This is a genomic window from Arthrobacter sp. 05T47 (genome assembly GCF_056395825.1).
Genome location: NZ_JBFTKG010000029.1, coordinates 34,537 through 54,580, shown reverse-complemented (window position 1 = coordinate 54,580; position 20,044 = coordinate 34,537). Strand labels below are relative to the sequence as shown.

20 protein-coding genes, 6 tRNA genes and 1 riboswitch are annotated in these 20,044 nt (G+C 67.6%); of the genes, 16 read left to right on the top strand and 10 right to left on the bottom strand.

Translation table 11 applies throughout. The features are described from left to right. The 8 genes from AC1DEY_RS17560 to AC1DEY_RS17525 form a co-directional block, all read right to left on the bottom strand. Positions 1-390: bifunctional diaminohydroxyphosphoribosylaminopyrimidine deaminase/5-amino-6-(5-phosphoribosylamino)uracil reductase RibD (locus AC1DEY_RS17560; RefSeq protein ID WP_476869077.1), on the bottom strand; the 390-nt coding region annotated here is incomplete at its 3' end. Between the two features lie 140 nt (positions 391-530). Continuing rightward, positions 531-1,250 carry a nicotinamide riboside transporter PnuC gene (gene pnuC, locus AC1DEY_RS17555; protein WP_476869074.1) on the bottom strand — a complete coding sequence of 240 codons (720 nt, stop codon included), beginning with the start codon at positions 1,248-1,250 and terminating at the stop codon, positions 531-533. 94 nt (positions 1,251-1,344) lie between these two features. Next, positions 1,345-1,496, bottom strand: a riboswitch (FMN riboswitch). 110 nt (positions 1,497-1,606) lie between these two features. Further along, positions 1,607-2,263: a ribulose-phosphate 3-epimerase gene (rpe, locus tag AC1DEY_RS17550; protein ID WP_476869073.1), complete on the bottom strand. Its 657-nt coding sequence runs from the start codon at positions 2,261-2,263 to the stop codon at positions 1,607-1,609. A gap of 81 nt (positions 2,264-2,344) precedes the next feature. Further along, entirely contained in the window at positions 2,345-3,940 is a 1,596-nt protein-coding gene (locus tag AC1DEY_RS17545; protein WP_476869072.1) for an RsmB/NOP family class I SAM-dependent RNA methyltransferase, read from the bottom strand. After that, positions 3,937-4,857, bottom strand: a complete 921-nt coding sequence (gene fmt / locus AC1DEY_RS17540) for a methionyl-tRNA formyltransferase (RefSeq protein WP_476869071.1) — start codon at positions 4,855-4,857, stop codon at positions 3,937-3,939. The genes AC1DEY_RS17545 and fmt overlap by 4 nt, the downstream gene beginning before the upstream one ends. Then, positions 4,854-5,426 carry a peptide deformylase gene (gene def, locus AC1DEY_RS17535; protein ID WP_476869070.1) on the bottom strand — a complete coding sequence of 191 codons (573 nt, stop codon included), beginning with the start codon at positions 5,424-5,426 and terminating at the stop codon, positions 4,854-4,856. Before def ends, fmt begins: the two co-directional genes overlap by 4 nt. An 89-nt stretch (positions 5,427-5,515) precedes the next feature. Next, a complete protein-coding gene (locus AC1DEY_RS17530; RefSeq protein ID WP_476869069.1) occupies positions 5,516-6,361 on the bottom strand; it encodes a cytochrome in 846 nt (281 codons plus the stop codon). Between the two features lie 86 nt (positions 6,362-6,447). Then, positions 6,448-6,519: transfer RNA gene (locus AC1DEY_RS17525), tRNA-Val, on the bottom strand. A gap of 423 nt (positions 6,520-6,942) precedes the next feature. Between AC1DEY_RS17525 and AC1DEY_RS17520 the strand changes: the two genes are divergently transcribed. From AC1DEY_RS17520 to AC1DEY_RS17495, 6 genes are all read left to right on the top strand, one after another. Continuing rightward, positions 6,943-7,015 (top strand) — tRNA-Gly (locus AC1DEY_RS17520). Between the two features lie 46 nt (positions 7,016-7,061). Continuing rightward, positions 7,062-7,132: transfer RNA gene (locus AC1DEY_RS17515), tRNA-Cys, on the top strand. Between the two features lie 39 nt (positions 7,133-7,171). Beyond that, positions 7,172-7,246: transfer RNA gene (locus tag AC1DEY_RS17510), tRNA-Val, on the top strand. Between the two features lie 60 nt (positions 7,247-7,306). Beyond that, positions 7,307-7,379, top strand: a tRNA-Gly gene (locus AC1DEY_RS17505). Between the two features lie 49 nt (positions 7,380-7,428). Further along, positions 7,429-7,503: transfer RNA gene (locus tag AC1DEY_RS17500), tRNA-Val, on the top strand. 248 nt (positions 7,504-7,751) lie between these two features. Further along, positions 7,752-8,021 (top strand): antitoxin, encoded by a 270-nt coding sequence (locus tag AC1DEY_RS17495; protein WP_476869068.1) that lies wholly within the window; start codon positions 7,752-7,754, stop codon positions 8,019-8,021. Positions 8,022-8,249: 228 nt separating this feature from the next. Here AC1DEY_RS17495 and zapE read toward each other — a convergent pair whose 3' ends face one another. Then, entirely contained in the window at positions 8,250-9,287 is a 1,038-nt protein-coding gene (gene zapE / locus AC1DEY_RS17490; RefSeq protein WP_026536986.1) for a cell division protein ZapE, read from the bottom strand. Between the two features lie 227 nt (positions 9,288-9,514). Between zapE and AC1DEY_RS17485 the strand changes: the two genes are divergently transcribed. The 3 genes from AC1DEY_RS17485 (at position 9,515) to ybaK (ending at position 11,580) form a co-directional block, all read left to right on the top strand. After that, on the top strand, positions 9,515-10,435 hold the full coding sequence (locus AC1DEY_RS17485; protein WP_476869067.1) for a sulfurtransferase: 921 nt from the start codon (positions 9,515-9,517) through the stop codon (positions 10,433-10,435). Between the two features lie 145 nt (positions 10,436-10,580). Further along, on the top strand, positions 10,581-11,054 hold the full coding sequence (locus tag AC1DEY_RS17480) for a SufE family protein (RefSeq protein ID WP_476869066.1): 474 nt from the start codon (positions 10,581-10,583) through the stop codon (positions 11,052-11,054). A gap of 28 nt (positions 11,055-11,082) precedes the next feature. Further along, entirely contained in the window at positions 11,083-11,580 is a 498-nt protein-coding gene (gene ybaK / locus AC1DEY_RS17475; protein ID WP_476869065.1) for a Cys-tRNA(Pro) deacylase, read from the top strand. Positions 11,581-11,696: 116 nt separating this feature from the next. Here ybaK and AC1DEY_RS17470 read toward each other — a convergent pair whose 3' ends face one another. After that, positions 11,697-13,070 (bottom strand): alpha/beta hydrolase family protein, encoded by a 1,374-nt coding sequence (locus tag AC1DEY_RS17470; RefSeq protein WP_476869064.1) that lies wholly within the window; start codon positions 13,068-13,070, stop codon positions 11,697-11,699. A gap of 179 nt (positions 13,071-13,249) precedes the next feature. Between AC1DEY_RS17470 and AC1DEY_RS17465 the strand changes: the two genes are divergently transcribed. The 7 genes from AC1DEY_RS17465 to AC1DEY_RS17435 all read left to right on the top strand — a co-directional run bounded on the left by AC1DEY_RS17465 (position 13,250) and on the right by AC1DEY_RS17435 (position 20,003). Continuing rightward, complete coding sequence (locus AC1DEY_RS17465; RefSeq protein ID WP_390202991.1) at positions 13,250-13,738, top strand: hypothetical protein; 489 nt, start codon at positions 13,250-13,252, stop codon at positions 13,736-13,738. Positions 13,739-13,752: 14 nt separating this feature from the next. Beyond that, positions 13,753-14,277, top strand: a complete 525-nt coding sequence (gene msrB / locus AC1DEY_RS17460; RefSeq protein ID WP_476869063.1) for a peptide-methionine (R)-S-oxide reductase MsrB — start codon at positions 13,753-13,755, stop codon at positions 14,275-14,277. 241 nt (positions 14,278-14,518) lie between these two features. Next, positions 14,519-15,931 carry a DUF6421 family protein gene (locus AC1DEY_RS17455; RefSeq protein ID WP_476869062.1) on the top strand — a complete coding sequence of 471 codons (1,413 nt, stop codon included), beginning with the start codon at positions 14,519-14,521 and terminating at the stop codon, positions 15,929-15,931. After that, positions 15,928-16,701, top strand: a complete 774-nt coding sequence (locus tag AC1DEY_RS17450; RefSeq protein WP_476869061.1) for an SDR family NAD(P)-dependent oxidoreductase — start codon at positions 15,928-15,930, stop codon at positions 16,699-16,701. Before AC1DEY_RS17455 ends, AC1DEY_RS17450 begins: the two co-directional genes overlap by 4 nt. Before the next feature lie 73 nt (positions 16,702-16,774). After that, complete coding sequence (locus AC1DEY_RS17445; protein ID WP_476869076.1) at positions 16,775-17,863, top strand: threonine aldolase family protein; 1,089 nt, start codon at positions 16,775-16,777, stop codon at positions 17,861-17,863. A 72-nt stretch (positions 17,864-17,935) separates the two neighbouring features. Further along, positions 17,936-18,583, top strand: a complete 648-nt coding sequence (locus AC1DEY_RS17440) for a DUF3000 domain-containing protein (RefSeq protein WP_476869060.1) — start codon at positions 17,936-17,938, stop codon at positions 18,581-18,583. A 61-nt stretch (positions 18,584-18,644) separates the two neighbouring features. Beyond that, entirely contained in the window at positions 18,645-20,003 is a 1,359-nt protein-coding gene (locus tag AC1DEY_RS17435) for an HRDC domain-containing protein (RefSeq protein WP_476869059.1), read from the top strand. The last annotated feature ends 41 nt before the right edge of the window (positions 20,004-20,044 follow it).

The window sequence follows — 20,044 nt, the reverse complement described above, 5'->3', positions numbered from 1 at the left end:
GTTCAGGTCAAGTGCGGCGTCGGCGGCCAGCCCGGAGCGGACCCGGACGCCCGCGGCGCGGAGCGTCACGGCGCCGCCGGCGGCAGGATCGTGGGGGTCGTCGATGGCATAGATGACGTCGGTGATGCCGGCGTCGATGATGGCCTGGGCGCAGGGGCCGGTCCGGCCGCAGTGGTTGCAGGGTTCCAGGGTCACCACCATCGCGGCACCGCGCAGATCCTGGCCGGCCGCCGTCGCCTGGGTGATGGCGTCAGCCTCGGCGTGCGCGGTCCCCGCTCCCCGGTGGTAGCCGGTGGCGAGGTGCGTTCCGTCGGGTCCCATGATGACGGCGCCGACGAGCGGGTTGGCGCCCCGCGGGCCCTGCGCGGCGGCGGCGAGGGCATCCTGCATCGCGGCATTTTCGGCAGCGCTGAATTCGCCAATGCTGGATTCGGCAGCGCTGAATTCTGGGGTGCTAGATTCGGCGGCGCTGGATGGGCGGACGGCGTCGGGCMCGCCGATTGCGGCCGTCGCRRCGGGCTGTGASCCGCTCATGCCCTGASCGCCAGGYCGGGGGCCGGKTCATCGGATGCTGCCGTGGYGGAAACTGCTGCGCCGGAGMGTGCSGCGACCCKGGCCGCGCGCCACCAGACAAAGAACCCGGCCAGCGTGAAGAAGCCGTAGAACAGGTACATGAAGGCGCTGGCGAAGTACCCGGCGCTGAAGAGCAGGGGGACGCCTACGATGTCGACGGCTACCCAGATGAGCCAGAACTCCGTCCAGCCGCGCGCCATCCCGTAGGTGGCGAGCAGGGACCCCATGAAGGTCCAGGCGTCGGCCCAGACCGGMGGGTAGGAGCCGAKCGAATCGAAGACCGGGGTCAGYGCCAWGGTGCCGGCCACSAGCGATGCYGCCAGGAGCAGCCGGGTCTTGTTGCTGGCCCAGCGTGGCGCAATGGCTTCCGCGGCGCCGCTTGTGTGTGCGGCCTGCCGCCAGCGGTACCAGCCGTAGACGGCGACGCCGATGAACATGACCTGACGGCCTGCCTGGCCCCACAGCGTGGCCGGCGTCGCCGAGCCGAAGACATTGCCAAGGAAGACGGTCAGGAGCAGGAGATTGCCGGCGATGCCGACGGGCCAGGCCCAGACCCGGCGGCGCATGCCGCCCAGGGCGCCGGCGAGCCCAAAGATGTTGCCAAGCACTTCGCGAAGAATCAGGACAGATCCGCCTACCGGGATCTGTGCTTCGAAGAGCCATCGCAGAAAGTCCATGTGTATGTCGTTCCTTCCCTCAAGAACCGCGATGGCTCCGGGGGTATACGACAGCACAATTATGCGGTGCCTTCTGGGCACCGCCGTAACAGCTGTACGTGCTTCTCTCATCCAGACTTTAACTGTCGGTATCGGAATTTCACCGATTCAACCGTTTGCCGGTGTCCCTCCCGAAGGAAGGCGCTGGCGCGCGGGTCGCGGACTGTCACCGCCGGTTCGGACTTACACCGACCCCGGAGCACGTATGTGTGTTGCTATTCTGACACAACCCGGACCGGTCTCCRGCTATTCCCGGTCGCGGAAGTTACGGTCTGAGTCATCTTTGCGTGGCAGCTCCCGCGRGGACCGCCGGRCCCTCAGCGGCTYCCGGCCGCGCGGAGCCGTTCGATCGCGTCCGCCGGGTCCGCGGCGCCATATACGGCCGATCCGGCRACGAAGACGTTTGCTCCCGCTTCCGCCGCACGCACGATCGTCTCCTCGGTGATGCCGCCGTCGACCTGCAGCGCCACSCCCACGCCGGAGCCGTCAATGGCCGCSCGGGCCCGCCGGATCTTCGGCAGCGTCAGGTCCAGRAAKGACTGCCCGCCGAAACCGGGCTCAACCGTCATGATCAACAGCAGGTCCAGTTCCGRGAGCATGTCCAGGTAGGGCTCCACGGGGGTGCCGGGACGCAGTGCCATGCCGGCCTTGGCGCCGCGGGCCCGCAGTTCCCGCGCGAGTTTGATGGGCGCGATCGAGGCTTCGGCGTGGAACGTCACTGAGGCGACGCCGGCGTCGGCGAAGCCCGGYGCCCAGCGGTCGGCGTCGGCGATCATCAGGTGGGCGTCCAGCGGCACCGGGCTGACGGCCTGGATGCGCTGCACTACGGGCAAMCCGATGGTCAGGTTGGGCACGAAGTGGTTGTCCATGACGTCCACATGCACCGCATCGGCATTGCTGATGCGGCGCAGTTCGGCTTCAAGGTTGACGAAATCTGCCGAAAGGATGCTCGGGTTGATGCAGCACTGGGCCATGGATGTCCTTCGTGTTCGTACTCAGCTGGTTCGTTATGGCTGGTTCTTTTCTAGGTATCAGTGCCCCAGTATCGGTGAGACTCAGGCCTTCTTGTGAATCAGCGCCAGGAACATTGCGTCCGTGTGGTGCACGTGCGGCCAAAGCTGCGCGGTGAGCTCATTTCCGGCCTCGAGGTGGCCGGTGAGGCTGACGCTGTCCAGCACGGCGCCGGCGTCGAGGAGCTCGAGGTCCTCCCGCTTACGCAGGACATCACTCACGACGGCGGTCGTCTCCGCCGGGTGCGGCGAGCAGGTGACGTACGCCACCACGCCGCCGGGTTTGACGGCGTCGATCGCTGAGTTGAGCAGCTGGCGCTGCAGCGGACCAAGGTCTACGAGGTCCTTGGGCGTGCGCCGCCAGCGTGACTCCGGGCGCCGGCGCAAGGCGCCCAGGCCGGTGCACGGGACGTCRACGAGGACGCGGTCGAAGGATTCCGGCTGCTCCGCGCCAATCTCACGGCCGTCGCCGGTYCTGACTTCCCAGGCCTCCCGCGGGACGGCCGAGAGGGCTTGGCGGACCAGTTTGGCACGGTGCGGGGCGAATTCGTTGGCCAGCAGGTGCGCGCCGCGCTGCCGGGCGAGGGCTCCGAGCAGGGCGGCCTTGCCGCCGGGGCCGGCACAGAGGTCGAGCCAGCGTTCCYCCGCGCCTCCGCTGTCCGYTCCCGTATCTCCGTCTSCGCCGGGATTCCCGCCGAGGTCGACGGCGGCCATGGCCCGTGCCACGAGCTGCGAACCGACGTCCTGRACACGSGTGCTTCCGTCGCGGACCGAGGCAAGCCGGCCGAGGTCTCCGCCGCTGGAGAGGGCCGAACCCTCGACGAGTTCACCCGGGGTGGCCCCGCCTTCCAGGGCCTCGTCCAGGCTGCCGACGCCGGGCAGGGCCACAAGGTTCACCACGGGCGCGGCGTTGTCGGCCTCGAGGAGCGCGTCAATCTCGGCAGCCGACCGGCCGTGGGCCACGAGCGATTGGCGGAGCGCGCGGACGATCCACTCCGGGTGGGCGTAGCGGATGGACGCGATCCTGGTGGCATCGGTCTCGGTGCTGAGCAGCAGTTCAAGCCATTCTTCAAGGGTGCGTGCGGAGACCTTTCGCAGCACGGCATTGATCAGTGCCGAGGGCCCGGCGCCGATCACGGCCCGGGCCAGGCCGACAGTCTGGTCCAGGGCGGCGTGGGCGGGCACGCGCATGGCGAGCAGCTGRTGAACGCCGATCCGGAGCGCGTCSAGGATGGCCGRATCCAGTTCGTCCAGCGGCCGGTCAACGCATCGSGCCAGGATCGCGTCRTAYGTGCCTTGGCCGCGGAGGGCGCCGTAGCTGAGCTCGGTGGCRAAACCGGCGTCGCGCTTGTCCAGCCCGTGGTGCCGGATCCGGGCCGGCAGCACGAGGTTCGCGTAGGCGTCCTCGGACGCCACGGCGCGGAGCACTTCGAAGGCMACCAGCCGGGCGGGATCGGCGCGGCGGGTGCGCTGTGACGGTGCGTTYTCGGTGAAGCCGCGCTGTGGGCCGCGGTTGCGTTCCCGGCCCTGGGCGTTTCGGATGCTGCCGTCACGTCCCCGGCCGCCCTGGCCACCCTCCTGCCCGGCGCCGCGCTGGGGGCCCCTGCCTCGGCTGCTGCCGCTGGTCCCGGATTCGCTCATTCGAATACCACGCTTTCAAGTGTTGCCTGCCCACGCGCCCAATCAGCGGCGGCCATCATTTTCTTGCCCGCGGGCTGGACCCGGGTCAATTCCACGGGGTGTGACCCCGTGCCTACMAGGACGCGTTTCCCGTCCATGGCCAGCTGTCCGGGCCGAAGCRCGGCGGACTCCGGGGCRGGTTGCACCGGTTCCAGCTTGATCCGTTGGCCATCGAGCAAGGTCCAGGCYCCGGGCTCCGGCGTGACGCCGCGGGCCCTGCGCCCGATCGCCAGGGCGGGCTGCCGCCAGTCGAGCCGGCCGTCCTCGAGGCTGAGCTTGGGTGCCAGGCTGAMCTCSCCYTGTTGCGGCATCGCGACGGCCTTGCCGGCGTCGATGGCGGACAGCGTCTGGGCCAGCAGGACGGCRCCGCTGTGGGAGAGCCGTTCCAGCARGGCCCCGGCGGTGTCGCCGGGGTGCACGGTCTCCGTGAGCGTTCCGAAGACGGGACCGGTGTCCAGCCCCTCTTCGAGACGGAAGGTCACRGCACCGGTGACGTCGTCGCCTGCGATGACGGCACGCTGCACGGGGGCGGCGCCGCGCCAGGCCGGGAGCAGGGAGAAGTGCAGGTTCACCCAGCCGTGGCGGGGRACGTCCAGGGCGGCACGGGGAATCAGKCCGCCGTAKGCGACGATCGCCGCGACRTCCGGCGCAGCGCCGGCGATGCGGGYGGTGACCYCGGCMTCCACTTTGGCGGCGTGGATGAYCTCGATGCCRAGCTCGGCGGCCCGGGCCGCCACSGGCGACGGCGTCAGGACCCGYTTGCGTCCCAGYGGGGCRTCAGGTCGGGTGAGGACRGCGACGACGTCGAACCCGGCGTCAACAAGGGCGTCCAGGGAGGGCACGGCGACGGCGGGGGTCCCSGCGAAAAGAACCCTCACGGGTTGAGCCCGAAGCTGGACCCGCCAAAGCTCGTCCCGACGYTTTTCGCGCGCTTGGTTGTKGTCTGTTCCGTAATGGCGTCGTAGTTGGCATTGCGGATGGCGCGCAGGGCGGCCTTCCGGTCATCGCCCTCCAGCCGGTCCGTGTAGAGGATGCCGTCCAGGTGGTCGGTCTCGTGCTGGAAGCAGCGCGCCAGCATGTCCTCGCCCTCCACCGTGACGGGGTTCCCATGAAGGTCCACACCGGTCACGCGGGTATGGCGATACCGGCGCACCGGGAAGCCGAGGCCCGGGATGGACAGGCATCCCTCCACCTGGTCCGGCTGGAAGTCCTCGCTGTTTTCCAGCACGGGGTTGATGATGTGCCCCTCRACCCCGCCGATCCGGTAGGTGAAGACWCGCAGGCTCACACCGACCTGGGGCGCGGCCAGGCCKGCGCCCTCGACATCCTCCATGGTTTCRGTCATGTCGGCGACGAGCTTTGCCAGTTCAGGCCCGAATTCCGTCACGGGATCGGCGACTGTGCGCAACACAGGATCGCCGATGATGCGGATATTCAAAATGGCCATGTGCAGTCTGTCCTCACGGTGGTCGGCTAGGGATCCAGTCCAGTTTAGTTGCAGCTGCCGGGCCAGCGCTCCGGCTCAGGGTTCCCGGCTCAGCGCTTCACGGGAGGTGCCAGCGGGAGCAGCGCCGCTCCGGCGGTTGCCGTATCGGCGGACATYTCCCAGACGCGGCGCAGCGCRCAGAATTTCCACCAGTGATGCTTCAGGACAACGGGGTTGGCCCGCTGCGGACGGACTTCGGTCTCGCCCACCGCCACCGCCAGGAGGATCGGGGATTCACCRTGCTGCCAGGCCTCCCACTCCCCCGCCACGGGATCGACCAGGCTCTCCTCTGCCTTCATGCCGGCGACGAGCTGCATGACCACCTTGTCATCCAGCGGCTTGACGGTGCCGTCSCGGCTGGTGCCCTTCGTCTTGTAGTCGATGAGGCACGTCCTGCCGTTGATCTTTGCCACGAGGTCCAGGGTGCCGGCGTAGCCGACCGTCTTGTTCCACACCGTAATTTCCGGGGCGATGGGCTCAACCTGGAACAGCTCCCACCATTCGTCGAAGCGCGCCGCGAAGGCTTCCTCACCGTTGGCGGCCAGCGCCTCCCGCGTTTCCTTCATCTGGTGCGGCCGGCCGAGCGCACGCAGCGCAACCTGCTCACAGTAGTTGTGGACCCGGTCCCCGCGCTTAGCKGCCTCGTCCCGGTACGACTCCGCCGCCTTGGCTGCGCGGCTTACGGCCTGGCGCAGTTTGGCGGGGCTTCCMAGGATGCCGGAGAGCTCGGGATCCTGGGCCAGGCTGTTCGCGCCCATGTATCCAAACCAGCCATCCAGGCCATGAGGCTGCTGGCCGATCACCGTGGTGATGGAGGGGACGGAGAAYTGTKCCGATGTGGAGCGGGCGTACATGCGGCCGTAGTCAGTGGCGTGGGCGAGGAGTGGAGCGGTCATATGAAGACTCTTTCACGGGGGTCAGACAACGGTGAAAAGCAAAATGGCCCACCCCGCTGAGTCAGCGGAACGGACCATTTCGTTAGTGGGCGATACTGGGTTCGAACCAGTGACCTCTTCGGTGTGAACGAAGCGCGCTACCACTGCGCCAATCGCCCTAACGACATTGAATGCTAGCCCACCCGGACGGATTTTAGAAATCGGCCAGCAGAACCCGGCCGCACCTCGGATCCGCACTCCCTTCACCAGTGCCGAGGTCCYGTGTCTGCGAGGCAGTCATATTGCTCAGCGTCTTCGCCCTATCTCCATGACGCTTTCTCTAYGACGCTTTCTCTACGGCCCAGTCTTTACGGTCCGCTGCATCCAGATCCGCATTCAGCTGCGACTTGTTCCGCGGCTCGGGAGGAGTGCGCTAATTACAGCGCTGTAATTAGCAAAATCCCCTAGAAATCAAGGAAGTAGGGACATCGAAGGAAGGCCGACGCGTCTCGATTTGTAGATTCYCTGAACCTCCTATAGAGTTCTTACTCGTTGGAACGCGAGGAAATGCCAAATGCGGCAGGGAAATGCACTCCAACAATGCGGACGTAGCTCAGCTGGTAGAGCACCACCTTGCCAAGGTGGATGTCGCGAGTTCGAATCTCGTCGTCCGCTCGCAGGACACTGTCACGGCAAAGGTTCTTCGGAATCCTGTCTACACGGTGGGTTGGCCGAGAGGCGAGGCAGCGGCCTGCAAAGCCGTATACACGGGTTCGAATCCCGTACCCACCTCGGTGAAAACCCTGGTTTCCGGTTCCGACCGGATGCAAGGGGCGATTGGCGCAGCGGTAGCGCGCTTCCCTGACACGGAAGAGGTCACTGGTTCGATCCCAGTATCGCCCACCAAAGCAAGGCAACTTGCTTGATGCAGCACCACCGGCCYAGCCGGCAAGGACTTCATAAATTGCGGACGTAGCTCAGCTGGTAGAGCACCACCTTGCCAAGGTGGATGTCGCGAGTTCGAATCTCGTCGTCCGCTCTGTTGTGTATTAGATTCACAAAAATCCACTCCGGATTCTTCCGGTTGCGGGCGATTGGCGCAGCGGTAGCGCGCTTCCCTGACACGGAAGAGGTCACTGGTTCGATCCCAGTATCGCCCACCATCAAGCAGCTCTCCGGAGCTGCTTTTTTCATGCCCACAACCGGAGCGGCCCGCGCCCRCGGCGCCTCAGCGCCCGTYCCGCAGCGGCACTTGCCCCGCGAACCCCRCGCCGCCCGTTCCCCGACCGGGCCACAAGACTCTTGACAGCGCCGACTTCGGGAAGCGGATCAACCCTTGGCACGATCTTCTGCGGCAGTTACTATCGAAGCCGGAGGAGCGATCTGGCTCCGCGACCGAAGGGAGGTGCCCGTGGGTTTACTTGACGATCTGAAGGGCAAGGCTCAGCAAGTCATTGGTGGCAACGAAGAGACCATCAAGGACGGCATCGAGAAGGCCGGCGATTTCGTCGACTCGAAGACCGGCGGCAAGTACGCCGATCAGGTCGATGCAGTGCAGAAGGGTGCTTCCGACTTCGTGGACAAGGCAGACGACSAGCCCAACGAGGCTCSTGTCGCCARTCAGCCGCCCGTCGCGGAAGAGCCCCCTGTAGCCGGTGAACCCCGGCAGCAGGGCCTCTGACCCAGGTACGTCAGCGAGGTGTCGGTCCCGCCGGGAGGCGGCGCCGGCACCTTCGGCGTTTAAGGCACCTTCGGCGTTTAAGGCACCTTCGGCGTTTAAGGCGCCTTAAAGGACAACGCGGAGTCAYTCCGCGCCCGTCCGGTAGGTCAGGAGGGCGCGGAATGACTCCGCGTTGCTGTGTGCMGTGKGAGCGYCACAMGCCGKGTAAGCCGGGTGGGCCCGGAGCGGCTACGACGGTTCGTGGTTTTGGCCCTCGCGGGCCAGCGCCGTGAGCCGGGAGACGGCGCGGAAGTACTTCTTCATGTACCCGCCGGTCATCATTTCCTCGGTGAAGAGCTGGTCGAACGGCACACCGCTGGCAAGGATGGGCACGTCCTTGTCGTACAGCCGGTCCGCCAGCACCACGAAGCGCAGCGCCACGGCCTGCTCGGTGATCGTGTGCACGTTCTTCCAGACGACGCCCTCGATCCCCTCCAGCAACTGGCGGTAGCGGCTTGGGTGCACGCCSGCCAGGTGGTTGATCAAGGTGCTGAACTCATCGCGGGCCACTGTCTTGCCGTCGAATTCGGCATGCATCTGGTGCGTCAGRTCATCGTTGCGCAGCGGCGCGGGCGCGGCCGGCAGGCCRCGRTGGCGRAAGTCCTCGCCGTCGATCCTCACGACGTCGAACTGGTCGGCCAGCACCTGGATYTCRCGGGCGAAGTCGACGGCCGCGAAGCGCCCGTCGCCCAGTGAGCCCGGCAGGGTATTCGAGGTTGCGGCGAGCTTCACGCCGGCGTCGGCGAGTTCGCGCATCAGCCGGGACATGAGCACCGTGTCGCCCGGGTCGTCGAGCTCAAATTCATCGATGCACACGAGCTTGTAGTGGCTCAGGGCCTCCACGGTCTTGCGGAAGGACAGCGCACCGACCAGGTTGGTGTATTCGACGAACGTGCCGAAGGCCTTGGGCCCGGGCGCGGCGTGCCACAGCGATGCCAGCAGGTGGGTCTTTCCCACACCGAATCCGCCGTCGAGGTAGATGCCGGCGCGGGACGTGTCCTTCTTGCCGAAGAGCCGCTTGAACAGGCCGTCACCGTCGCGCGCGCCAACACCGGCCGCGAAGTGCTGCAGGGCGTGGACCGCGTGGGCCTGGCTGGGCTGGGCGGGATCGGGCCGGTAACTGGCAAACGACACCTCACCGAACCGCGGCGACGGATAGAACCCATTGAGGAGTTCGTCCACGGAAACTGCCGGCGTACGGGCGGCGAGCTGTTCGATCTGTACCAAGGTGGTCCGTTCTGCTGGTCTCTTGTCCCCAGCAAGAATACCGGCAAAGAATGGCCGGCCTGCGTGCGCGGGCGCGAACGCGGCGCAGGCGTGAGCAAGGCCACATTTCCCCGTATGAACCCGGTGGAGCATTCCCGCCGGCCCGTGACTAGTGTTGTAACAGGCCCGGCGCCGCGCACGCTTTCCGCGCCCGGGCCTCCTGACCGTTCCAGTGAAAGGCCATCGAAATGTCCTACCCCGTTGAACAGAACGAGAAATTCTCCGCCTACGCCCACCCCGAGCGCCTGGTATCCACCGAATGGCTCGCAACGGAAATCGAGGCCGGMGCCCTCGACGGCGGCAACCTGGTGGTGGTCGAGTCCGACGAAGACGTCCTGGTSTACGAGACCGGCCACATCCCGGGGGCCGTGAAGATCGACTGGCACACCGACCTCAACGACGAAGTGACCCGCGACTAYGTCGACGGCGAGGCCTTCGCCGCGCTGGCTGCAGCCAAGGGGATTTCCCGGGACAGCACCGTGGTGATTTACGGCGACAAGTCCAACTGGTGGGCCGCCTACGCCCTGTGGGTTTTCACGCTGTTTGGCCACGAGGACGTTCGGCTCCTGGACGGCGGCCGGGACAAGTGGATCGCCGAGGACCGGGCGCTCTCCACCGAAACAACCGTCCCCTCCCCCGCCCACTACCCCGTCGTGGAGCGCAATGACGCCCCGATCCGGGCGTTCAAGGATGACGTCCTGGCYCACTTCGGCAAGCCGCTGATCGACGTCCGCTCGCCCGAGGAATACACCGGCCAGCGGACCCACATGCCCGCCTACCCTGAAGAAGGTGCCCTGCGCGGCGGCCACATCCCCACCGCGGCCTCCATCCCCTGGGCCCGCGCGGCCGCCGGCGACGGCACCTACCGCAACCGCGGCGAACTTGAGGCCCTGTACCTCGGCGAGGCCGGGCTCAAGGAAGGCGACGACGTCGTGGCGTACTGCCGGATCGGCGAGCGGTCCAGCCACACCTGGTTTGCGCTGAAGTACCTGCTGGGCTTCGAGACTGTCCGGAACTATGACGGYTCCTGGACCGAATGGGGCAAYGCCGTGCGCGTCCCGATCGTCAAGGGCACCGAACGCGGCACGGTTCCGGCACAGTACAACTGAGGGCGCAGCACTGCTGATGGCACAGTACAGCTGAGGGCCCGAAACAGCTGATGGCACAGTACAACTGAACCGGAGCCACTGGCATCTTGGGCCGAAACCGGACGCGACAGGGACACATTCGGCGCGCGTGCGTAAGCTGGGAATGATGAATACTTCAGCCCTCCCCGCCGCGCTGGCGGAAATTGTCGACGACTTCCAGGCCCTGACCGAAGCAGACCGGCTGCAGCTGCTCCTCGAGTTCTCACAGGGACTCCCGGAACTTCCGGAGCGGCTCCGGGACCACCCGGAGCTGCTGGAGCAGGTTGTGGAATGCCAGACGCCGCTCTTCCTCACCGTCGAGACGGAACAGACCGACGGCGTTGAGCCGGAACGCGTCCGGCTCTACTTCAAGGCACCCAAGGAAGCCCCCACCACCCGCGGCTTCGCCGGGGTGCTCCATGAAGGACTCGACGGCCTCAGCGCCGCSGAAATCCTGGCCGTCCCGGACGACATGCCCGAACTGCTGGGCCTCACCCGGGCCATCACTCCGCTGCGCATGCGCGGGATGACGGCCATGCTGGGCCGGATCAAGCGGAAAGTCGTCGCGTCCGGAAACCGGCAGTCGCCGGCACAGTCCTGAGCCCAGGCGCCCGGACAGCCAAGGGAACATGGCACGCAAGCACGCCTCGCAGGGAACTCCGGCCACCGCAGCACTCGCGGCCGCCGGGGTTCCCTTTGTCGCACATCCCTACACGCATGACCCCRGCGTGGCCAGTTATGGCCTGGARGCGGCGGATGTGCTCGGCGTCGACCSGGCCCGGGTCTTCAAAACGCTCATGGTCGACGTCGACGGCCGGCTCGCCGTCGGCGTCGTTCCCGTGAGCGGAAACCTGGACCTCAAGGCGATGGCCGCCGCCCTGGGCGGTAAGAAGGCCGAGATGGCGGACCCGGCCGCGGCGCAGCGCCGGACCGGTTACGTGCTCGGCGGCATCTCACCGCTSGGGCAGCGCCAGCCCTCCCCCACRGTGGTYGATGAGAGYGCCCTGGCGCTGCAGACCATCYTGGTTTCGGGCGGACGGCGTGGCCTGGACATCGAGCTGGATCCGGCCGAACTCATCCGCCTCACGGCKGCCCGGACCGCCAGGATCGGCACCCGGCGCGACTGACGGCCGKMGTCGGCGTCGAGACGGCAGATCAYGGCAGTGCCRGCGCGAAACACTGCCGTGTTCTGCCGTTTCGGCGGGGCTGCTAGACGTGCGGGGCCGCTAGTTCGGCGCGGCTGTTAGTTMGATGCCGCGTTCCCGGCYGCCGGCTCCTGGCCGCCGGGGTTGGCGCGGGGGGCCAGCTGCAGCCGGAGCCACGCCGTGACCTGCCGCTCCCACCGCTCCGGATCCACGTTCCATTCCTTAGTGTGCAGGGCCCGGTCGAAGGGCTCGAACGTGACCATCTCAGGATTTTTTTCGGCCAGCACGGCAGAGGGCCCGTAGGGGACGTATTCGTCGTCCACGCTGTGCACAATGAGGGTCGGCGTCCGCAGCTCCACGGCCCGCGAAACCCAGTCCATCGCCTTGAGGTCAACGGGGGCGGCCAGCCCGGTCAACCGCCTGCCCAGGCGGTGGCTGAGCATCAGTTGCCCGTAGCGGCCCACGGACGACGGGATCCGGTTCAGTTCMGCRTGGTGGGCCAGCACATTGACCCAATTAATYACCGGGGCGTCGAGGACCATTGCCCGGATCAGGTGGCGATGCCGGGAGAGGTCAGCCGTCTGTAGGCAGATCGCGCCGCCCATCGACCAGCCGAAMAGGACTACCTCGCGGGCACCCTGYTGCAGGGCAAAGTCAATGGCGGCCTCGACGTCGCGCCACTCGGTGGAGCCCAGGCCGTAGCGCCCGTCGCTGGCGGACGGGGCCAGTCCGTCGTTCCGGTAGGAGATCAGAAGACTGGACATGCCCAGTTCCCGGGCCGGMCGAAGAGCRCGCAGGCCCTCCAGCCGGGTGGCGCCCCGGCCGTGGACCATGATSGCCCAGACGTTCGATTCCGCATCCTCCGCTTCAACGTCCCCCGACGCCGGCGCTGCGCGGACCAGCCAGGCCGGCGCCGTGCCGGCATCGACGTCGATCAGCACGTCCTCCACCGGGAGCCCCATTGCCGCCGGGTCCGGATAGGCAGCCCCGCTCCACCAGCCGCGCCGGACCGTGGCCAGGTCCCCGCTGTAGACGTGCTCCACCTSGCGGAGGACTGTGCGTTCGGCSGGCGAGTAGGACAGGATCCGGCCGATGCGTGCGTGGCCCCGGCCGCCGTCGAAAAAGAAGCCATAGACGCCGTCGACCGTCGAATCCGGGGTGGCGGCGAGAATGACCTGCAGCCCCCGCCCCTCGCCGATCACCGCCAGCACTTCCTGGTCCTCGGCGCGGAACCTGGCCGGAGTGATGACGCGGCGGGCGAAATACAGGGCGAGGGCGGACGACCCGGCGGCGAGCACGCCCGCGGCGGCGCTGCCGCCGATGATTCCCCCCAGCGCCCATTTGGCGCTCCCCGASGGCGAGGGGYCAGKGGCGGCCGCAACGGGGACCGCTTTCCCCCGGGGCACAGACCGGGCGGCGGCGCGGCGGAGGTCGGGGCGARGGTCCGGGCTGAGGCGCAAGGAGGATGCCATGGCACCATTCTGACGGAACTCCGGCGCAACCACGGCATTGCYGCTGYTCAGGCAACCAAGGCAACGGGTTGCGCCGGCACAGACACAGGCACAGACACGGCCACGAACACGGGCMCAGACACGCAGGCTCTGCGGGGCACAAGCATGCGGGGCAACACGAGCGCGACTAGGCTGGGGTCATGAGTGATCCAATCGTCATTTTGACAGAAGAGCCCCTCGGTGCGGATGACCGCGTCAACATTGAAACCCTGGTTGCCGGTGGTGATTCGCCCCTGCTGATCCTGGTGCCGGCCAACACCGAGCGGCACCTGGTGGTGGATTTCCTGGAGAACCTTTCCCTGCTCGAAATCGCCAAAGCCTTCCGCGAACTGACTGCACACTCCGATCCCGCCGGTGAGCGGGCCGAAGCAGCCGACACCCTGGCCGCCTCGCTGGCCGCGCTGGCCGGCCTGGGCGGCGGTGTCACGGGCGAAGTCGTCGAGGGCAAGGCCGTCGACGGGCTGGTTGCCAAGGTCAAGGAACTCAGCGCCGGCCAGGCTGTGGTGATCACCCGTCCGCACGCTGTCGCCGACACCTTCCACACAGACTGGGCCACCAAGGCTCAGGACAAGCTCGGYCTGCCCGTCCTGCATCTGTACGCCGGTTCGGGATTTATCGGGGACTCCTGAGCGTTAYTTAGGCTATGAGCATCTTTAACAGGTCCAAATCCATGCCCCAGGCCATTCCCGGCGCAGCGTCTGCCGCCGACCCCGCCGGCGATCMTGCCGSTGCCCCGGGCGAACAGCCCGCGGCMGGGCAGCCGGCCGGRAAGACCGATGCCCAGTGGCGCGAGGAACTGACCCCGGAGGAGTACCGCGTGCTCCGCCAGGCCGGCACCGAGCGTCCGTACACCGGCGAATACTGGGACACCCACACCCGGGGCGTCTACCAGTGCCGGGCCTGCGGCACCGARCTGTTCACCAGCAACGAAAAATTCGACTCGCACTGCGGCTGGCCCTCCTTCTGGGCGCCGCTCGCGGAGGGCACCGTGCGCTACATCCATGACCGCACCATGGGAATGGACCGGGTGGAGGTCCGCTGCGCCACCTGCGATTCCCACCTGGGCCACGTGTTCGACGGCGAGGGCTACGGCACCCCMACGGACCAGCGGTTCTGCATCAACTCGGTCTCRTTGAAGCTGGTTCCCGCGGACGACGCMGGGAAGTAGCCAGGCAGCCGCGCCGGCAGCCAGTCCGGCGCYGCGCACTGCGGGTCMCTGYGGTTTCCCTGCRGGGGTCCGCAGTGGCCGGCAGGCCTCCCTTTCCTTCCGCTGGAACGGCTTCCCGGAATCACTTGCCACAGTCTTTCTTATGCTCAAGGCAATTTTGCATTAGGGCTCCTGTTTGCTTGCTACGCTCGATTTAGATTCAGCGACATGCTCCACAGCAACCAGAAAGGCGACGTCGACGATGACCACGACCGCTCTCACCGCCCCCGCCCCGATCACCTCCGGCAACCAGGAATGGCTGCGCCTCAAGGCTGCCGCCACCGCMCTGCAGGCCCTCCAGGTCAAGGACGGTTCCGTSCCGGAYGCCGAAGCCCACGACGCCGCGGCCGGCCACGTCGCCACCATCACCGCMGCGATTTCGGCCCTGGCCCCGTCCTTCCCGCACGACGCCCGCTACCTGGATCTGCTCGTCACCGACTTTGGCCGGTGGGSCGACGGCGGSTTTGGYGTCCCGGACTTCCTGGATTCGCTCCAGGCCTTCCAGCCGCAGCAGCACCGGGTCAACGGACTCCAGCACCTCGTCGTGTTCCCGATGTACACCCAGAACGGCAGCAGCAGCCGCCTGGTCGAGGCCGTACTGATCGAGGTCATCTGGCCCGARTTCATCGGYGGCCTGGAAACGGGCGAGTACTCCAACAAGCTCTTCGTCCCGATCCGCTTCCTGGACTTCACGCCGGGTTACAACACCAACTCCGCCGTGCTCTTCCCCGAGACCGTCGCCGTCCGCGAGACCCCGACGTTCACGTGGGGCGCGATCTTCGCCGACCGCGAGGCCGCCCGTTTCCGCCGCGTCCTGCGCGCCGCCGCCGAGATCACGTCCCTGCAGCTGCCCGAGGACGCCGCCGCRCTGCTGGAGGACCAGGAGCTGACGCAGGAAACGTTCGTCATGTGGGACCTCATCCACGACCGCACCCACATGCGCGGGGACCTGCCTTTCGACCCGTTCATGATCAAGCAGCGCATGCCGTTCTTCCTGTACTCGCTGGAGGAACTGCGCTGCGACCTCACCGCTTTCCGCGAATCGGTGAAGATCGAGAAGGACGAGGACGCTGATCCGGAGGCTCGCCGGCACGCCAAGCTTGTCCAGTACGCCGTGATCTTTGACCGCATCTTCCGCTTCGCCATCACCGGGACCCGCGTCCGCAACTAYGACGGCCTCGGCGGCCAGCTCCTCTTCGCCTGGATGCACCAGCACCACGTCCTGCACTGGACCGACAGCAAGCTCAGCATCGACTGGGACGAGGCGGCCGACGTCGTGGTTGAACTCGCCGCGAAGATCGAGGAACTGTACTGGCGCTCGATCGACCGCCCCAAGATGGCCCACTGGCTCGCCGCCTACGAGCTCATCTCCGGCACGGTCACGCCCAACCCGGCCTCGGTSTGGGCCAAGGGTCCGGACGCCCTCCCSCTGGACGGCCCGCCCCGCGGCCTCACSGACCAGGTYCTYGACGACGAGTTCCCGCTGTCCATGTTCTACGAGGCCCTSGAGAAGAAAATGCGCCCGGTCATCGAATCCACGGCCGGCATCACCGGTTCCTCGGATACGGCGTCCTCCGACGCCRGCGCAGCCGCCCAGGCCCTGAACGCCGGATGAGCAACGGACGCACCTTGAACGTGCTGGTCACGGGCGGCGGCGGCCCCTCTGGGATCGCCACCGCCCGTGCCCTTCGCGACGCCGGCCACCGGGTCTTTACCGTCGGTTCTGATGCTGCCCGCATCGAGGCCGCCGCTGCCGAAGCCGGCAGCGGCGTCACCCCGYTGGTGAGCGACCTCGCCAGCCTGGCCGACGTCCAGGCCCTGCGGGCGAGCGTCGCCGGCATGGCCGGAAATGTCGACGGCGTCATCCACCTTGTGGGCGGCTGGCGCGGCGCGAAAGGCATCRCGGACCAGAGCGAYGASGACTGGGACTTCCTGGARCGCAACGCCGTCACCACACTGAGGAACGTCACCCGCGTCTTCTTTGACGACCTCGCCGCCTCTGACACCGGACGCTTTGCCATGGTCTCCTCCACGGCAGTGGGTGCCCCGACGGCGGGCGGGGCCAGTTACGCCGCGGCCAAAGCCGCCGCCGAGGCCTGGACGCTGGCGGTTGCGGACGGGTTCAACCGGATCCACGCTGCAGCCGCCGGCCCCGGCGCGACCGGGGAAACCGGGGATAGCGCCGGCCAGGAAACCCCGGRAATTCACAGCGCCGCCRCCATTTTCGTGGTGAAGGCACTGGTTGACCCCGCAATGCGGGCCAAATCCCCGGAACGCACCTTCCCCGGCTTTACCGATGTCGAAGACCTGGCCGCGGCCGCCGTCGGGCTCTTCAGCACCCCGGCGGCCGAGCTGAACGGGCAGCGGCTGCCCCTGAGCCGCTGAACTGGCTCCTATTCAGCGGCGCGGACTTAGTCCCTGCGGCCCAACCTCTTAGACTGAAAGCGTGAGCAAAGCGATGACCAGCACAGTTGAAAATGCCCCTGCCAGCACTGCGGTGCGGCTCCACGATCCCTCMGTCCGCGGCTTCGCCTCGGACAACTATTCCGGCGTGCACCCGGAGGTCCTCGCGGCCCTGGCCGCAGCCAACGAAGGCCACCAGGTCTCCTACGGCGAAGACGACTACACCGCCCGCCTGCAGCACCTGATGGAAGACCACTTCGGCGAAGGCATCGAGTGCTTCCCGGTGTTCAACGGCACCGGCGCCAACGTCCTGTCCCTGCAGTCGCTGCTGCCGCGCTGGGGTGCCGTCATTTGCGCCTCCACCGCCCACATCAACATGGACGAAAACGGCGCACCGGARCGCATCGGCGGCATCAAGCTGCTGCAGGTCCCCACCAGCGACGGCAAGCTCACCCCGGCACTGATCGACCAGGAAGCCTGGGGCTGGGGCGACGAGCACCGCGCCCAGCCGCTGGCCGTGTCCATCACGCAGACCACCGAGCTTGGCACCTGCTACACCCCGGACGAGGTCCGCGCCATCGCCGAGCATGTCCACKCCAAGGGCATGAAACTGCACATGGACGGYGCCCGGCTGGCCAACGCCGCAGCCCACCTGGGCGTCCCGCTGCGGGCCTTCACCCGCGACGCCGGCGTGGACATCCTCTCCTTCGGCGGCACGAAGAACGGCCTGCTGTTCGGCGAAGTTGTCATCGCGCTGAACCCGGARGCCGCCCACGGCCTGATCTACCTGCGCAAGATGAACATGCAGCTGGCGTCCAAGATGCGCTTCATGTCCGCCCAGTTCATTGCCCTGCTCGAGGGGGACCTGTGGCTGCGGTCGGCCTCGCACGCCAAYGCCATGGCCGCCCGGCTGCGCGCYGGCGTCGAGGGGATCCCCGGCGTCGAACTGAGCCAGAAGACCGAGTCCAACGGCGTCTTCGCCGTCCTGCCYGCCGGCGTCGCGGACCGGCTGCGCAAGTCCTTCCGCTTCTACGACTGGAACGAGGCGGCCCGCGAGGTCCGCTGGATGTGCTCCTTCGACACCACCGAGGAAGACGTTGATTCCTTCATCGCGGCCATCAAGCGCGAGCTCGCGGCCGCCTGAGCCATGCACGGCTTCCCCTGCCCGGCGGCGAGTCTGCCGGGCAGGGGCCCGGCCGTTGCATAACCTTCCAAGGTGAGCTCCCTCGATCAGGTCCCGGCAGATTTCCTCTTCGCCTTGGGGACCCTTCGACAGGCACGCTGCCGCAGCGAGCTCCACCTGGACGAGATTCCTGCACCGTCGCGGCTGGCGCCGTTCGCCGTGGCCTTGGGAGCCGAGGTCATCGGCCCCGGCGGTGCCCCCGCCAGTGGCCCCGTCCACGGCCCGGCCGCCGCAGCCCTGGCACGGGCATCGGGCAGTGACGACGTCGAACTGGCCACCGGCCGCTTCATCCTGCTCCACGATCCAGACGGTTCTGCCGTGTGGGACGGGGAGTTCAGGATTGTCACCTACATCCGTGCCCAGCTGGAACCCGAAATGGGCAACGACGCACTCCTGGGATCCGTGGCGTGGGACTGGCTGGTCGAGGCGCTGGAAAACCACCAGGCCCCCTACCGCTCCGCCGGCGGCACGGCCACCAGGGTGCTCTCGGAGAGCTTTGGCACGCTGTCCGACCGCCCGGATTCGATCGACATTGAACTCCGGGCCTCCTGGACACCGKCCACCCCGGATATCACCTCGCACCTGGAGGCGTGGTCTGACATGGTCTGCACGTTCGCCGGACTGCCGCCGCTGCCCGAGGGTGTAACGGCCCTTCCCAGGCGCCCCCGCGGACACGCATGAGGCGCATGTCCGGCCACGGTCACGGCCTTATACGCCATGTTGTCGGTAAACTGTAGAGACCATGACCCCTCAAAATCCGGAAATCAGCACGGCCGGCGCCATGCGCAACACTGCCGAAGCCACTGACACCACAGCCCACATCACGGTGGAAGGCTTCGACAGCCTGGTCCCTGAAGTGATCGACCTCGACGTACCCCGCGACGGCGTGCCACTGGTGATTGAAACCCAGTCCGGACTCGAACGCTGCGCGGCAGCCCTCGCAGCCGGCCACGGCCCTGCGGGYGTSGACGCGGARCGGGCCTCAGGCTTCCGCTACGGCCAGCGCGCCTTCCTGGTCCAGATCMGGCGCGAAGGCTCCGGGACCTGGCTGATCGATCCCGAACCGTTCGGGGACCTGGGCATCATCCATGACGCTCTSCGCGGTGTCGAATGGATCCTGCACGCCGCCAGCCAGGACCTGCCCTGCTTGTCCGAGCTCGGCATGTGGCCGGACAAGCTCTTTGACACCGAGCTCGCCGCGCGCCTGGCCGGGCTGCCCCGGGTGGGCCTGGCCGCAGTCATCGAACAGCTCCTGGGCTTCGGCCTGGCCAAGGAACACTCCGCCGCCGACTGGTCCACSCGCCCGCTGCCCGAACCGTGGCTGCGCTATGCCGCGCTCGACGTCGAAGTCCTGACCGAACTGCGCGAGGAACTGATCGAACTCCTCGTGGCCGACGGAAAACTGGAGTACGCCGAGCAGGAATTCGCCGCCATCCTCGAGGCCGGACAGGCCCCGCCGCGCGTTGATCCGTGGCGCAAGACGTCCGGACTGCACCAGATCCGTGACCGCCGCCAGCTGGCAGCGGTCCGGGAGCTGTGGCTGGAACGCGATTCTCTCGCCCAGAAACGCGACGTCGCCCCGGGCCGGCTGATCCCCGACTCCGCGCTGGTCGCCGCCGCCAAGGCCATGCCTTCCACGGTCCCCCAGCTTCTTGGCACCAAGGGCTTCCATGGCCGCGCCGCCCAGCGCGAGGCCCCCCGCTGGCTGCGGTGCATCAGCACGGCAAGGGCCTTGGAGGACCTGCCGCCGCTGCACCTGCCCACCAACGCTCCCCCGCCCCCGCGCGTCTGGGCGGACCGGGATCCGGAGGCGGCCGCCAGGCTCGCCACCGCGCGCCCGAAACTCCAGGCCAGGGCCGAGGAACTGAACCTGCCGGTGGAAAACCTGCTCACTCCGGACTACCTGCGGCGTGTCGCGTGGCGTCCGCCGGCAGAACTCAGCGAGGAAGGCGTGGCCGAGGAACTGGCAAACCTCGGCGCGCGCCAGTGGCAGATCGAAATTACCGCCCCGCTGATCGCMGAGTCCTTCCTGCACCCCGAGCCGCTGCCCGCGAAGGAGCCCAAGGCCCCCGCYGAGGCGCCATCGCGTTCCACGGTCTAGGAAATCTGCCCGGGACCCCTCCCCACCTCCTTGCCAGCTAT